The organism is Ensifer sp. 2TAB8, assembly GCF_052115125.1.
In the GTDB taxonomy this organism is placed as follows: domain Bacteria; phylum Pseudomonadota; class Alphaproteobacteria; order Rhizobiales; family Rhizobiaceae; genus Ensifer.
Genome location: NZ_JBFRGB010000003.1, coordinates 135,352 through 149,862, shown reverse-complemented (window position 1 = coordinate 149,862; position 14,511 = coordinate 135,352). Strand labels below are relative to the sequence as shown.

Genomic DNA, 14,511 nt, shown 5'->3' with positions numbered 1-14,511 from the left:
TCCTTGAGACAGGCCAGCACGGTCCTGGCTCTTCGAAACAGGATGGAGAACGACATGGATACCCAGACGCAGCAAACTGAAACGAAGCAGCCGGCACCGGTCCTGAACGGCCTTCTGCCCTATCTTCAGGTCGATGGCGCCGCCAAGGCGTCGGAATTCTACCAGCGCGCCTTCGGTGGTGAAGAAGTGGGCCGGCACCCGCTCGACGAGCAGGGCCGGACGATGCACATCCATCTCTACATCAATGGCAGTTCGCTGATGCTGGCGGACGCCTATCCGGAATACGGCCACCCGCTGGAAAAACCCCAGGCCTTCACCCTGACGCTGACCGTCGACGACATCGATGCCTGGTGGGACCGCGCTGTTGCCGCCGGCGCAGAGGTCGTGATGCCGATCGAGGTGATGTTCTGGGGCGATCGCTACGGCCAGCTCCGCGATCCCTTCGGCGTCCTCTGGGCCATGAACAGCCCGGTGAAGGCAGGCTAAGTCCCTGCAGACAATCGAAATCCGGACGAAGCTCTCGCCGGGCGGGCATTTTCACCCACCCGGCGACGCCTATTTGAACAGATTTTCCTTCATTTCGGCGCAAAACTCATCTAAACGCTAGCGCAACATTCTTCTGAAATCGAAGGCCTGAAGTTATGGAAAAATTCGTCAAGCTCACCGGTGTCGCCGCCCCCCTCCCCGTCGTCAACATCGACACGGACATGATCATTCCGAAGGATTACCTGAAGACGATCAAGCGCACCGGCCTTGGCAAGGGCCTTTTCGCCGAAGCCCGTTACAACGAGGATGGCTCGGTCAACCCGGACTTCGTGCTCAACAAGCCCGCCTACCAGAACGCCAAGATCCTGGTTGCCGGCGACAATTTCGGCTGCGGCTCCTCGCGCGAGCACGCACCGTGGGCGCTGCTCGACTTCGGTATCCGCTGCGTGATCTCCACGTCGTTCGCCGACATCTTCTACAACAACTGTTTCAAGAACGGCATTCTGCCGATCGTCGTCAGCCAGGCTGACCTCGACAAGTTGATGGATGACGCCTCGCGCGGTTCCAACGCCATCCTCTCGGTCGACCTCGAATCCCAGGAAATCACCGGTCCGGACGGCGGCTCGGTCAAGTTCGAGGTCGATGCCTTCAAGCGTCACTGCCTGCTGAACGGCCTCGATGACATCGGCCTGACGCTGGAAAAGGCGACCGCCATCGACAGCTTCGAGAAGTCGGTCGGCGCCTCGCGCCCCTGGGCCTAAAGCAAGCGGCATGACGCGCAAGCTCATCTCCTCGGGCTCGCCCTTCGAAAAGACGGCAGGCTATTCGCGTGCCGTCGCGATGGGCGACTGGTGCTTCGTCTCCGGCACGACCGGCTACGACTACGCCACCATGACCATGCCCGAGACGGTGGAGGAGCAGGCGCGCAACTGCCTGAAGACGATCGAGGGCGCGCTGAAGGAAGCGGGCTTCTCGATGAAGGACGTGGTGCGCAACCACTACTACGTCACCGATGCCAGCTTCGCCGACCGGGTGTTCCCGGTTTTCGGCGAAATCTTCGGCGAGATCCGCCCGGCCGCAACCATGATCGTCTGCGATCTGATCCGCCCGGAAATGCTGATCGAGATCGAGGTCACCGCCCTTCGCGGCTGAGACAGAACTTTCTGCTCGCACCATCTCTTCTCAAATCGATTCCGATTTCGGCCAAGATGCGGTAGTCCATGGACTTCGCAGACGAGACGCTGAACCCGGAAGACGCCCATGCAATTTCAAGGCACCGCCGACTATATCGCCGACAAGGACCTGATGATCGCCGTCAACGCCGCGATCCGGCTGGAACGGCCGCTGCTGGTCAAGGGCGAGCCCGGCACCGGCAAGACCGAGCTTGCCCGCCAGATCGCCGCAGCCCTTGGCCTCGAGCTGATCGAATGGAGCGTCAAGTCGACCACCAAGGCGCAGCAGGGGCTTTACGAATACGATGCCGTATCGCGCCTGCGCGACAGCCAGCTCGGCGACGAGCGCGTCAACGAGGTCAGGAATTATATCCGCAAGGGCAAGCTCTGGCAGGCCTTCGAGGCCGATCGGCGCGTGGTGCTCCTGATCGATGAGATCGACAAGGCCGATATCGAATTTCCGAACGACCTGTTGCAGGAACTCGACCGCATGGAATTCCATGTCTACGAGACCGGCGAGATGATCGGCGCCCGTCATCGGCCGATCGTCATCATCACCTCCAACAACGAGAAGGAGCTGCCGGACGCCTTTCTGCGTCGCTGCTTCTTCCACTATATCCGCTTCCCCGACGCCGACACGCTCGCCCGCATCGTCGAGGTGCATTACCCCGGCATCCGCAAGACGCTGCTCTCGGCCGCCCTTGCCGCCTTCTACGACATCCGCCAGGTGCCGGGGTTGAAGAAGAAACCGTCCACGTCCGAAGCGCTCGACTGGATCCGTCTGCTCGTCGCCGACGAGGTCGATCCGGCGGATCTGAGAGCCGACGCCAAGACCATGCTGCCGAAGCTGCACGGCGCACTTCTGAAGAACGAGCAAGACGTACACCTCTTCGAGCGCCTCGCCTTCATGGCGCGGCGCGACGGATGACCCCGGACGCCCACAAGGTCCTGATCTACGCCACCTGGCGCGACCGATTGTTGGTCTTCGACGAGCCGGACTTTCCCGAGATCGCGCTGCAGGTGCCTGGCGGCACGATGGAGCCGGACGAGAGCCCAGAGGCCGCGGCAGTGAGAGAATTTATCGAGGAGACGGGGCTGACGCCGTCGGAAACGCTCGCCCATCTCGACACGCAGGACTACCACTACCCGAAGGACGGCAGGACGATCTGCCATCGGCGGCACTACTTTCACGTCGCGCTCGCCGGCGAGCAGCGCCAGACTTGGGTGCATCAGGAAATGACGCCTTATGGCGGCGGTGACCCGATCCGCTTTCGCTTCTTCTGGCTCGGCCTGGATGAGGCTGAGCGCCGGCTAGGTTATGGAATGCGGGATGCTCTAAGCCTGCTGCAGACTAGCCCCTCTCCTCGGGTTAAACCCGAGGACTAACCTTCTCCCCACAAGCGGAAAGAGGGGACGAGGACGACGAGTAAGCCCCCAAGCCGAGACGGGCCGGCAGCGAACCCGGCGATCAAGATAGGCCGAACGGCCGCTAAGCTTGACTGGCGGAGCGATCGGGTGCGGCAAGGCCCCTTCTCCCCGCCCGCGGGGAGAAGGTCGCGGCAGCGGGATGAGGGGCCACGACACCCCGAATCGTTTTTCTTGACCCCCGAGGCCCTGTCGCGCTATCAAATTCCCTGTGGTGATTTGGCCGGYCGGCTTGCAGCCACGTTAAACAAGTCGCTAAAGGGCCGAGGAAAGTTGGATTTCCGAGGACCGGTCGCGATCAATCGCTGCCGGTTTTTTTGTATTGATCGAGTGGAAGCCCATGCCCATCAAGATTCCCGATACGCTGCCCGCTTTCGAAACCCTCGTGCATGAGGGTGTGCGGGTGATGACCGAGACCGTGGCGATCCGTCAGGATATCCGCCCGCTCCAGATCGGGCTCCTGAACCTCATGCCGAACAAGATCAAGACAGAGATTCAGATGGCGCGCCTGATCGGCGCCTCGCCGCTGCAGGTGGAACTGTCGCTGGTGCGCATCGGCGCTCACCGGGCCAAGAACACTTCGGAAGATCACCTGCTCTCCTTCTACGAGACCTGGGAAGAGGTACAGGGCCGCAAGTTCGACGGCTTCATCATCACCGGCGCGCCGGTCGAGACGCTCGAATACGAGGACGTCACCTATTGGGACGAACTGAAGCGCATCCTCGACTGGACCGAGACCAATGTGCACTCGACGCTCAACGTCTGCTGGGGCGCGATGGCGGCGATCTATCATTTCCACCACGTGCCGAAATATGCGCTGAAGGAAAAAGCCTTCGGCGTCTACCGCCACCAGAACCTCAATCGTTCCTCCGTCTATCTCAACGGCTTCTCCGACGATTTCGCGGTTCCGGTCTCGCGCTGGACCGAGGTCCGCCGCGCCGATATCGACAAGGTGCCGAGCCTCGAAATCCTGATGGAATCGAAGGAGATGGGCGTCTGCCTGGTGCACGAGAAGAAGGGCAACCGGCTCTATATGTTCAACCACGTGGAGTATGATTCGACGTCGCTGTCGGACGAATACTTCCGGGACGTGGATGCGGGCGTGCCGATCAAGATGCCGCACGACTATTTCCCGCACAACGATTCGACCCTGCCGCCGCAGAACCGCTGGCGCAGTCATGCGCATCTCTTCTTCGGCAACTGGATCAACGAGATGTACCAGACGACGCCGTATGATGTCGCGGAGATCGGCGCCGGGAAAAGCTGAGGTCAGATGTTCATTCCCTTCTTCCTCGAACTCAAGGCGGCGAAGGTCCCGGTCACGCTCCGGGAATTCCTGTCCTTGATCGAGGGGATGGAGGCGGGCATCGCCACCTTCGACGTCGAGGCCTTCTACTATCTGGCGCGTACGGCACTGGTGAAGGACGAGCGCCATATCGACCGCTTCGACCGGGTGTTCCAGCACTGCTTTTCCGGCCTTGAAGCCGTCAACCCGATGGAGGCGGGCGAAGAGGCTGTCATCCCCGAGGACTGGCTGCGCAAGCTCGCAGAGAAGCATCTGAGCGAGGAAGAAAAACGCCTGATCGAGGCGCTTGGCGGCTTCGACAAGCTGATGGAGACCTTGCGCCAGCGGCTGCAGGAGCAAAAGGGCCGGCACCAGGGCGGCTCGAAATGGATCGGCACCGCCGGCACCTCGCCCTTCGGCGCCTATGGCTACAATCCCGAGGGCGTCAGAATCGGCCAGGACCAGTCGCGCCACCGCCGCGCCGTCAAGGTCTGGGACCGACGTGAATTCAGGGACTACGACGACACGGTCGAACTCGGCACCCGCAACATCAAGGTCGCACTGAAGCGCCTCAGGCGCTGGGTGCGCCAGGGTGCCGCCGACGAGCTCGACCTCAACGGCACGATCCGTTCCACCGCCGAACACGGCTATCTCGACGTCGTGACTCGCCCCGAACGCCGCAATGCCGTGAAGCTCCTGATGTTCTTCGATATCGGCGGCTCGATGGATGATCACATCCGCATCGTCGAGGAACTGTTCTCGGCGGCCCGCGGCGAGTTCCGGCACATGGAGCACTTCTACTTCCACAACTGCGTCTACGAGGGCCTGTGGAAGGACAACCGCCGCCGCCGTATCGACATCACCCGCACCACCGAAGTGCTGCGCACCTATGGCGGCGACTATCGCGCCATCTTCGTCGGCGACGCCTCGATGAGCCCCTATGAGATCAGCCATCCCGGCGGCTCGGTCGAGCACTGGAACGACGAGGCCGGCGCGCTCTGGCTGTCGCGTCTGACGGCACATTTCCCGCGCTCGATCTGGATCAATCCCGTGCCCGAACAGCACTGGGGCTACACCCAGTCGATCGGCATGGTGAAGAGCCTGTTCGAAGGACGAATGTTTCCCTTGACGCTCGCCGGCCTGCAGGACGCCACCAGGCAGCTATCGCGCTGAATTCACCCCGAAAAATCCAAGGCGTCGCGCGTACCTCACGATCCGCCAGCGCGCCGTGGCATTCTGGATGGCTGCAGGTTTTTGCCCTTAAGTCGGTGACGATTTAAGGCCTCATATAGTAAGATTTTTGGTTGCCGCGCCCTTTGAAATGACGCAGGTTGCTGCGATCGCGAAGAGGGGAGTAAGCGGTGAACATGCATCAGAACACGGAAATCTTCGGCCACCTGCCATCCGGCGAGCCGGTCCATCGTGTGGTGCTCTCCGGTGGCGGGCTCACCGCCCATGTGCTCACCTGGGGCTCGGCGATCCAGGATCTCCGCCTGGAAGGCCACGAGCCCCCGCTGGTGCTCGGTTTCACCGATCTCGAAAGCTACCTCGCCCACTCGCCCTATCTCGGCGCCACGCCCGGGCGCTGCGCAAACCGCATCGGAAACGGACGTTTCACGCTCGACGGCGAGACCTACCAGCTCGAACTGAACGAGAAGGGCGTCACGCACCTGCACGGCGGCAGCGACAACATTGGTAAGCGCAACTGGACGATCACCCGCCAGACGCCCGACAGCGTCACGCTCGCCATTACCGACACGGACGGCCGCGCCGGCTATCCCGGCAATTGCAAGGTCACCTGCACCTACGCGCTGAAGCCCGGCGGCGTCTTGAGCGTCGTCTACGAGACCGAGACCGACCGGGCGACGCTCGCCAATGTCTGCCAGCACAGCTACTTCAATCTCGACGGCAGCGCCGACGCGCTCGGCCACGACATCATGATCGCCGCCGATCATTACCTGCCGACCACCGAACGCCAGGTGCCGACGGGCGAGATCCGCGCGGTCGAGGACACCGCCTTCGACCTCAGGGAAATGACGCCGCTTCGCCGCCAGACCGAAGGCGAGCGCATCGCCTACGACCACAATTTCTGCCTTTCGAGCGAACCCATGGCGAAACACTCGGTGGCGTTTGCCCGCAGCATCAATTCCGGCGTGACGCTCGAAGTGCTGACGACGGAACCGGGCGTGCAGCTCTATACTGGCGCCAAGCTCGACATCCCCGTCCCCGGCCTCGAGGGACGCCGTTACGGCCCCTTCGCCGGTTTCTGCCTGGAAACCCAGATCTGGCCGGATGCGGCCAACCACGCCGGCTTCCCGAGCGCAGTGCTGCGCCCCGGCGAGATCCGCCGGCAGGAAACGGACTACGTGTTCATGAAGAGCTGAGCGCGCTCGCGCGCACGTGCTGACAATCTGCAATGAATGAAAGGTGGGGAAGCGGCCGAAAGGACTGCCTCCCCAAATACCGGCGTTGTGTTCGGCAGAGCGCCCGTATTCGCACGGCACAGTGTCCGGTCGCGAAGCGCTGGGCGCCTGACGGCAAATGCCGTTCATTTCGAAAACAACTGTGAAATGAAGTGGTTGGGAGAAATTGGAGCGGGTGAGGCGATTCGAACGCCCGACCCCAACCTTGGCAAGGTTGTGCTCTACCCCTGAGCTACACCCGCTCATCATCCAAGGTCCGGGGGTAGTCGGTGGACCGTGGCGTCGGCGCTGTCTTGCGGCGACGGGCGGTATATGGCCTAAGCGATTTTGGAATGCAACAGGGAAATGACGAGAAATCGAATATTTTTTTGGAGACCCTTCGCAAAGCCCGGAAATGCCGCGTTTTCGGCTTGGCTCGCCGCCTGTGAGATTGCACCGCGACGGGCTTCTCCCCTAAAGCAGATGCGAAACGAGTGCCCAAGGGATGAGAATCATGAGTGAATCACAGCCGAAGACCGCCGAAGACCTCTTCCGTTTTCTCGATCAGCTCGGGATCGACCATAAAACCAAGAACCACGAGCCGGTGTTCACCGTCGCCGAATCGGTGGCGCTTCGTGACGAGATGCCCGGTGGCCATACGAAAAACCTTTTCGTGAAGGACAAGAAGGACAACTACTTCCTGCTGACCGTCGAGGAGCACGCGACGGTGGACCTGAAGACCGTCCACCAGGTGATCGGCGCAGCAAGCAAGGTTTCCTTCGGCAAGCCGGAGAAGCTGATGGAGTATCTGGGCGTCATTCCGGGTGCCGTAACCGCCTTCGGCGCGATCAACGACACTGAAGGCAGCGTCAAGGTGATCCTCGACGAGGACCTGATGAAGTTCGATGTCGTCAACTGCCATCCGCTCTCCAACGACGCGACGACCGCAATCGCAACGAAGGATCTGCTGCGCTTCATGGAAGCGACCGGACACGAACCGCTTGTCTTGAAAGTCACGGCCTGACATACGATCTTTGGCGCGAATGCAGTAAGCTGGCAGACGAGCCGGCGAGGAGAGAAGAATGACGGGCAGCGACAATCCCTATGCAGGGTCTTTCGGCACTCAGATGACGGCCTCGGCCTCCTTCGGCCAGCCGGCGCCGGCGGCCGCGTCGGGCGGCGACCTGATCAAGGAAACCACCACTGCCAACTTCACCAAGGACGTGCTCGAAGCCTCCAGGCAGCAGCCGGTTCTCGTCGATTTCTGGGCGCCCTGGTGCGGCCCCTGCAAGCAGCTGACCCCCGTCATCGAAAAGGTGGTCACGGAAGCCGCAGGCCGCGTCAAGCTCGTCAAGATGAACATCGACGATCATCCCTCGATCGCCGGCCAGCTCGGCATCCAGTCGATCCCTGCCGTCATCGCCTTTGTCGGCGGTCGCCCGGTCGACGGCTTCATGGGCGCGGTACCGGAAAGCCAGATCAAGCAATTCATCGAAAAGATCGCCGGTCCCGCTGTCGACGACAGCAAGGCCGAGATCGAGGCGGTTCTCGCGGATGCCAAGGCGCTCATCGATGCCGGTGACGCCCAGAACGCTGCAGGCCTCTATGGCGCCGTGCTGCAGGCCGATCCCGAAAACGTCGTGGCGATCGCCGGCATGATCGATTGCATGATTACGCTCGGCCAGCTCGCGGAAGCCCGCGAAGCGCTCTCCGGTCTGCCGGAAGACCTTGCCAAGGACGCAGGCATTGCGGCGATCGGCAAGAAGCTCGACCAGATCGAGGAAGCCCGCAAGCTCGGCGATCCCAACGAGTTCGAACGGCGCCTCGCTGCAAATCCCGATGATCACGAGGCGCGCGTGCTGCTCGCCAAGATCCGCAACGTCGAAGGCGACCGGACGGCTGCCGCCGATCACCTGCTGACGATCATGAAGCGTGACCGGGCCTTCGACGACGACGGCGCCCGCCGCGAGCTTCTGTCCTTCTTCGAGGTCTGGGGACCGAAGGATCCGGCAACGATCGCCGCACGGCGCAAGCTCTCGTCGATCCTGTTCTCCTGAACCGCCAGGCATTTTTTTGAAGAGGGGCGCTGTTTGCGCCCCTTTTCGTGCGTGCGGCTGATCACGATCCACATTCACCCATGAAGATCGGCGGACTCGTCCCTTGAGATTTTCACGGAACGCACCATCTTCTGGTCTGGTTGACTACGCTTCCTTGGCGGGGCAAAGCGGACATCTGCAGGGTCTATCGGAAAATGCACGTCGGAAATGCACGCTATCTCGGTCCGAAGGACTTGCCGGAGATCATTCCGGTGTTTCCGCTAACCGGTGCCTTGCTGCTTCCCGGTGCGCAGCTGCCGCTCAATATCTTCGAGCCGCGCTACCTTGCCATGCTCGATGACGCGCTTTCCGGAAACCGCCTGATCGGCATCGTGCAACCATCCTTCTGCGAGGGCCGTAACGAGACCGCCATGGGTCCGATGCAGGCGCTCTGCGAGGTCGGCTGCATCGGCCGCATCACCTCTTTTGCCGAAACCGGTGACGGCCGCTACATCACCTCGCTCACCGGCGTCTGCCGCTACCGGCTGTTTTCGGAGGTCGGCGGCACCCGCGGCTACCGCCGTTTCCGCATCGGCCCCTTCGCCGCCGATCTCGAAAACCGCGACGATGAAACCCTCGTGGACAGGGCAGCGCTTCTCGCCGCCTTCAAGGCCTATCTCGAAGCCAACAAGCTGAAGGCCGATTGGGAGAGCGTGGAGCGGGCGAGCAACCGCACTTTGGTCAATTCCATGGCGATGATGTCGCCCTATGGGCCTGCGGAGAAACAGGCGCTGCTCGAAGCACCCGACCTCAAGACCCGCGCCGAAACCCTGATCGCCATCACCGAGATCGTGCTCGCGCGCGACTTCGGCGATATGGACAGCATCCTGCAGTGAGCGCCGGATAATGGATATCAACGCCAGCAAGGTCGATCCGAAACTTCTCGAGCTGCTCGTCTGCCCGCTGACCAAGGGTCGCCTCAGCTACCACGCCGAAGCCAACGAACTCGTCTCGGAAAAGGCCCGCCTCGCCTATCCGATCCGCGACGGCGTGCCGATCATGCTGGTCTCCGAAGCGCGCAAGATCGAGGATTGAGCGCCGCGGCGGCTCATTGAGCGTAGAATTCGCGACTGCCCCTCATCCGGCCTGCCGGCCACCTTCTCCCAGCAGGCGGGGCGAAGGAAATCCGTGACCCCTCTAGAACTATTATTTCGACCAGCCGCAAGTGTCGGATCGCGTTCAACGCGAGCCCCTCGCCATGAGGCAAACTTTGGCCGTGTCCCTCCCCGCATGCGGGGAGAGGGCTAGGGTGAGGGGCAGCCCCTACCGCAAACGTCTCAGATCGGCTGACCGGACAGCAGCCGCGGATCGGTCTCGCCGGCTACGCCGGCCGCCTGGCGAATGAAAAAGTTCTTCAGCGACGGCAACCGGTCGACGATACCGAGACCGAAATCGCGGGCGATTCGGACCGGGGTGATGTCGTTGGAAAACAGCCGGTTGAGCACGTCGGTCGTCACGCCCATGCGGAACGTGTCGAAACGCCGCCAGCTCTGGTAGCGCTCCAAGACCGCGAGCGAGCCGATGTCGAGCCCGAGACGATCGGCCTCGACGATGGTTTCGGCAAGTGCTGCCACGTCCTTGAAGCCGAGATTGAGCCCCTGCCCCGAGATCGGATGAATGCCGTGGGCCGCATCGCCCGCGAGCGCGAAGCGCGGCTTGACGAAATCGCGGGCAAGCGTGAGGCCGAGCGGGAAGGCCCGCCGTCCGCCGACCACCTTCAAATGGCCGAGCTTGTGGCCGAAGCGGCGCTCCAGCTCTTCCTCGAACAGGAAATCGTCGCCCTTGACCAGCCGCTCGGCGTCCTCCGTGCGCTCGGTCCAGACCAGCGACGAGCGATTGTTCTTGAGCGGCAGGGTCGCGAACGGACCGGCCGGCAGGAAATGCTCCTCCGCCGTGCCCTCATGCGGCCGCTCGTGCTCGACCGTCGTGACGATGCCGGACTGGCCATAGTCGAACTCGACGGTCTTGATGCCCGCAGCATCGCGCAGCTTGGAGCGCACGCCGTCACAGGCGACGAGCAGGCGCGCTTCCAGCTCCTCGCCGCCGGCAAGCGTGACCGCAACGGCGTGGTCGCCGCTCCTGAAGGTTTCGACCATCGTCGACTGGCGATTGGCGACGCCGAGTTCCTCGCAGGCTCCCCGCAGCGCGCCGACCATCGCCGTATTCGGCACCATATGGGCGAAGGGTCGGCCATCGCCACCATCGCCATCAAAGGTGAGGAAAACAGGACGAACCGGATCGGCCGCCTTCGAATCGGTAATCACCATGCGACGGATCGGCTCGGCCTCCGGCGCGATCTGATCCCAGACGCCGAGCACGTCGAGCATGCGTTCGGCAGCCGACGCGACCGCCGAGGCGCGCTGGTCCTTCTTCCAGGCGCCTTCCGGCGCGCCGTCGATCACCATCACGCTGAGATGCGGCGCCGCCTTCTTCAGCGAAACGGCGAGCGAAAGGCCGACATAGCCGCCACCGGCAATCAAGACATCGAGCATCGGCTTTCTCCCGTCGCACTTGAGCATCGTTTTATGTCTATATAGATCAATGCCATCGACGTTCCTACCATCGGAGACTGCCGAAATGTCGCGCCCCACTGAGACCGCCACGCCCATGGATGCGCTGCTTGCCATTCTCGACCTCGAGAAGCTGGAGGAAAACCTGTTCCGCGGCTTGAGCCCACAGGTCGGCTGGCAGCGCGTGTTCGGCGGCCAGGTGATCGGCCAGGCGCTCGTCGCCGCCCAGCGGACCGTCGATGCGGACCGCTTTGTCCACTCGCTGCACGCCTATTTCATGCGGCCGGGCGATCCGTCGGTGCCGATCATCTACGAAGTCGACCGTATCCGTGACGGCTCGAGCTTCGCCACCCGCCGCGTCGTCGCCATCCAGCACGGCAAGGCGATCTTCTCGATGTCCGCCTCGTTCCAGTACGACGAGGACGGTTTCGACCACCAGATCGAGATGCCGAAGCTTCCGCTGCCCGAGACCTTGCCGGGCGAGCAGGAGCTGAAAGAGAAATTCCTCGTGCATGCGCCGGAAGCGATCCGCCGTTACTGGGAGCGGCCGCGTCCGATCGAGATCCGCCCCGCCTCACTGCACCATTATTTCACCCGCGATGACGGCAAACCGATCCAGGATGTCTGGGTCAAGGCGGTCGGCACCGTCCCGCAGGAACGCCACATCCAGGCAGCCATCCTTGCTTACCTGTCCGACATGACCCTGCTCGACACATCGCTCTATGCACACGGCACTTCGGTCTTCGATCGGAACCTGCAGGTCGCGAGCCTCGATCACGCCATGTGGTTCCATCGGCCCTGCAAGATGGACGACTGGTTGCTCTATACCCAGGACAGTCCGAGTGCACACGGTGCCCGCGGGATGACCAGAGGCAGCCTTTTTACGCGTTCCGGCGTACTGATCGCCTCCGTCGCCCAGGAGGGGCTGATCCGGAAAAAGGCATCTGAATAGGAAATAAGCAGAAGCTTCATTCTGCCTATTTTTTAATCTCCTAAAGTGCCGATTTTTTGATGCGCCGCAGCATTCGTGCTGCGGCTTTCTTTTTTTCTGTTTTTTTTCATCAACTTAAGACGATCGCCAGAATCTGGCACGCCCCTTGAATGTCATGGTTCGGTTGCACGGCGCTCCGGCGCTCCGCAGCAAGGAGAGACGGCCTCCGCCGGAGGCGAACAAGGATGAAACCAGATGAAAATTGTGATGGCCATTATCAAGCCGTTCAAGCTCGATGAGGTTCGCGAAGCCCTCACTGCTGTCGGCATCCAGGGCCTGACCGTGACCGAAGTCAAAGGCTACGGCCGCCAGAAGGGACATACTGAAATCTACCGCGGCACCGAATATGCCGTGAGCTTCCTGCCGAAACTGAAGGTCGAGATCGCCGTCCCCTCAGAGCTCGTCGAAAAGGCCGTGGAAGCCATCGCTGCAGCCGCCAAGACCGGCCAGATCGGCGACGGCAAGATCTTCGTCTACGCCATTGACCATGCCGTGCGCATCCGCACCGGCGAAACCGATTCAGAAGCGTTGTAAATCACGCCGTTCAGGGAGCACTACTCGATGTCATCCAGCAAACTTACCACCTCTCTTGGACGCCTCGGCGCGCTCAGCGCCGCCTTGCTTGCGCCGGCCTTAGCCTTCGCACAGGAAGCAGCGCCGGCCGCAGCCGCCGCAGCGCCGGTCCCAGACAAGGCGGATACCGCCTTCATGTTCTTCTCCACGCTTCTCGTCTTCTTCATGCTCATTCCCGGCCTCGCACTCTTCTACGGTGGCCTTGTCCGCGCCAAGAACATGCTCTCGGTGCTGATGCAGTGCACCGTGATCGGCGCGGCGATGATGATCGTCTGGGTCGTCTACGGCTACTCCTTCGCTTTCGGTGGCTCGACCAGCCCCTATTTCGGCGGCTTCGCCAAGATGTTCCTCGCCGGTGTCACCGGTGAAAGCACATCGGCAACGTTCTCGGAAGGCGTCGTCATTCCGGAATACATCTTCATGCTGTTCCAGATGACCTTCGCCGCGCTGACGCCGGCCCTAATCGTCGGCGCCTTCGCCGAGCGCATCAAGTTCTCGGCCGCGGTCCTCTTCGCGATCCTCTGGGCAACCTTCGTCTACTTCCCGATCGCTCACATGGTCTGGGACGGCAACGGCCTGCTCTTCGGCATGGGCGCGCTCGACTTTGCCGGCGGCACTGTCGTTCACATCAATGCCGGCGTCGCGGGCCTCATCGGCGCGATCATGGTCGGCAAGCGCACCGGTTACGGCCGTGACATGATGGCACCGCATTCGATGACGCTGACGCTGGTTGGTGCTGCCATGCTCTGGTTCGGCTGGTTCGGCTTCAATGCCGGCTCGAACCTCGAAGCTTCGGGCGGCGCGGTTCTCGCAACCGTCAACACCTTCCTCGCAACGGCAGCCGCCATTCTCTCCTGGTCGGTCGTCGAAACCATCACGCGTGGCAAGGCTTCGATGCTGGGTGCAGCCTCGGGCATGATCGCTGGCCTCGTCGCCATCACGCCGGCCGCCGGCATTGCCGGCCCGATGGGTGCGATCGTCATGGGCGTGCTCGTCTCGCCGCTCTGCTACTTCTTCGTCTCGGTCGTGAAGAACAAGTTCCACTATGACGACACGGCGGACGTCTTCGGCGTCCACGGCGTCGGCGGCTTCTTCGGCGCGCTTGCCACCGGCATCTTCGCCTCCTCGTCGCTTGGCGGCATCGGCTATGCCGACGGCGTCACCATGGGCGGCCAGTTCGTCACGCAGCTCACCGCCGTTGCCATCACCATCGTCTGGTGCGGCGTCGTCTCGGTGATCCTCTACAAGGTAGTGGACTCGATCGTCGGCCTGCGCGTCTCCGTCGAAGCCGAACGCGAAGGTCTCGACCTCTCGTCCCACGGCGAAGCCGCCTACCACAGCTAAGCGGTTCCCGGCGCCGCAGCTGGCGCCGCTCACAGTCCCGTCGCGATCCGTCTGATGCGGATCGCCTTTGGCCCGGATCGGAAGCTCCGGGCCTTTTTCATGCCGATCTTGCGGACACCCACCGCTATTTTAGCGGCAACTACGCATGGTTAATGTCGCATTAACCGTACTCCGCTTAGGTTGATTCCATGGCGCGCAATGTGCCTTAGAGATCGAGACGGGCAGCA

16 protein-coding genes, 1 tRNA gene and 1 riboswitch are annotated in these 14,511 nt (G+C 62.2%); of the genes, 15 read left to right on the top strand and 2 right to left on the bottom strand.

Annotated features, from left to right (window positions below; translation table 11 throughout):
• Window positions 1-54 precede the first annotated feature (54 nt).
• The 8 genes from AB4Z53_RS08735 (at window position 55) to AB4Z53_RS08700 (ending at window position 6,752) form a co-directional block, all read left to right on the top strand.
• Window positions 55-486, top strand: a complete 432-nt coding sequence (locus AB4Z53_RS08735) for a VOC family protein (protein ID WP_113535314.1) — start codon at window positions 55-57, stop codon at window positions 484-486.
• Between the two features lie 155 nt (window positions 487-641).
• Window positions 642-1,247: a 3-isopropylmalate dehydratase small subunit gene (leuD, locus tag AB4Z53_RS08730; protein WP_275021800.1), complete on the top strand. Its 606-nt coding sequence runs from the start codon at window positions 642-644 to the stop codon at window positions 1,245-1,247.
• A gap of 10 nt (window positions 1,248-1,257) precedes the next feature.
• Window positions 1,258-1,638: a RidA family protein gene (locus AB4Z53_RS08725; protein ID WP_441595566.1), complete on the top strand. Its 381-nt coding sequence runs from the start codon at window positions 1,258-1,260 to the stop codon at window positions 1,636-1,638.
• Window positions 1,639-1,746: 108 nt separating this feature from the next.
• Window positions 1,747-2,586, top strand: coding sequence for an AAA family ATPase (locus AB4Z53_RS08720; RefSeq protein ID WP_034802731.1), 840 nt, complete (start codon window positions 1,747-1,749; stop codon window positions 2,584-2,586).
• Window positions 2,583-3,044 (top strand): NUDIX hydrolase, encoded by a 462-nt coding sequence (locus AB4Z53_RS08715; protein WP_291160292.1) that lies wholly within the window; start codon window positions 2,583-2,585, stop codon window positions 3,042-3,044. Before AB4Z53_RS08720 ends, AB4Z53_RS08715 begins: the two co-directional genes overlap by 4 nt.
• Before the next feature lie 240 nt (window positions 3,045-3,284).
• A riboswitch (SAM riboswitch) is annotated at window positions 3,285-3,362 on the top strand.
• 61 nt (window positions 3,363-3,423) lie between these two features.
• Window positions 3,424-4,350, top strand: coding sequence for a homoserine O-acetyltransferase MetA (gene metA, locus AB4Z53_RS08710; RefSeq protein ID WP_113535318.1), 927 nt, complete (start codon window positions 3,424-3,426; stop codon window positions 4,348-4,350).
• A 6-nt stretch (window positions 4,351-4,356) separates the two neighbouring features.
• Entirely contained in the window at window positions 4,357-5,541 is a 1,185-nt protein-coding gene (locus AB4Z53_RS08705; RefSeq protein WP_441595565.1) for a vWA domain-containing protein, read from the top strand.
• A gap of 194 nt (window positions 5,542-5,735) precedes the next feature.
• Window positions 5,736-6,752, top strand: coding sequence for an aldose epimerase family protein (locus AB4Z53_RS08700; protein WP_441595644.1), 1,017 nt, complete (start codon window positions 5,736-5,738; stop codon window positions 6,750-6,752).
• A gap of 206 nt (window positions 6,753-6,958) precedes the next feature.
• Here AB4Z53_RS08700 and AB4Z53_RS08695 read toward each other — a convergent pair.
• Window positions 6,959-7,033, bottom strand: a tRNA-Gly gene (locus AB4Z53_RS08695).
• Between the two features lie 251 nt (window positions 7,034-7,284).
• Between AB4Z53_RS08695 and AB4Z53_RS08690 the strand changes: the two genes are divergently transcribed.
• The 4 genes from AB4Z53_RS08690 to AB4Z53_RS08675 all read left to right on the top strand — a co-directional run bounded on the left by AB4Z53_RS08690 (window position 7,285) and on the right by AB4Z53_RS08675 (window position 9,901).
• On the top strand, window positions 7,285-7,794 hold the full coding sequence (locus tag AB4Z53_RS08690) for a prolyl-tRNA synthetase associated domain-containing protein (protein ID WP_441595564.1): 510 nt from the start codon (window positions 7,285-7,287) through the stop codon (window positions 7,792-7,794).
• A gap of 58 nt (window positions 7,795-7,852) precedes the next feature.
• Window positions 7,853-8,827 carry a thioredoxin gene (trxA, locus tag AB4Z53_RS08685; RefSeq protein ID WP_291164317.1) on the top strand — a complete coding sequence of 325 codons (975 nt, stop codon included), beginning with the start codon at window positions 7,853-7,855 and terminating at the stop codon, window positions 8,825-8,827.
• 194 nt (window positions 8,828-9,021) lie between these two features.
• Window positions 9,022-9,702: an LON peptidase substrate-binding domain-containing protein gene (locus AB4Z53_RS08680; protein ID WP_291164320.1), complete on the top strand. Its 681-nt coding sequence runs from the start codon at window positions 9,022-9,024 to the stop codon at window positions 9,700-9,702.
• Between the two features lie 10 nt (window positions 9,703-9,712).
• Window positions 9,713-9,901, top strand: a complete 189-nt coding sequence (locus tag AB4Z53_RS08675) for a Trm112 family protein (protein WP_043626122.1) — start codon at window positions 9,713-9,715, stop codon at window positions 9,899-9,901.
• Window positions 9,902-10,143: 242 nt separating this feature from the next.
• Here AB4Z53_RS08675 and AB4Z53_RS08670 read toward each other — a convergent pair whose 3' ends face one another.
• Window positions 10,144-11,358, bottom strand: coding sequence for a ubiquinone biosynthesis hydroxylase (locus tag AB4Z53_RS08670; RefSeq protein ID WP_113535324.1), 1,215 nt, complete (start codon window positions 11,356-11,358; stop codon window positions 10,144-10,146).
• 85 nt (window positions 11,359-11,443) lie between these two features.
• Between AB4Z53_RS08670 and tesB the strand changes: the two genes are divergently transcribed.
• The 3 genes from tesB (at window position 11,444) to AB4Z53_RS08655 (ending at window position 14,284) form a co-directional block, all read left to right on the top strand.
• Entirely contained in the window at window positions 11,444-12,328 is an 885-nt protein-coding gene (gene tesB / locus AB4Z53_RS08665; protein WP_113535325.1) for an acyl-CoA thioesterase II, read from the top strand.
• A gap of 234 nt (window positions 12,329-12,562) precedes the next feature.
• Complete coding sequence (locus AB4Z53_RS08660) at window positions 12,563-12,901, top strand: P-II family nitrogen regulator (RefSeq protein WP_113535326.1); 339 nt, start codon at window positions 12,563-12,565, stop codon at window positions 12,899-12,901.
• A 27-nt stretch (window positions 12,902-12,928) separates the two neighbouring features.
• A complete protein-coding gene (locus AB4Z53_RS08655) occupies window positions 12,929-14,284 on the top strand; it encodes an ammonium transporter (RefSeq protein WP_441595563.1) in 1,356 nt (451 codons plus the stop codon).
• The last annotated feature ends 227 nt before the right edge of the window (window positions 14,285-14,511 follow it).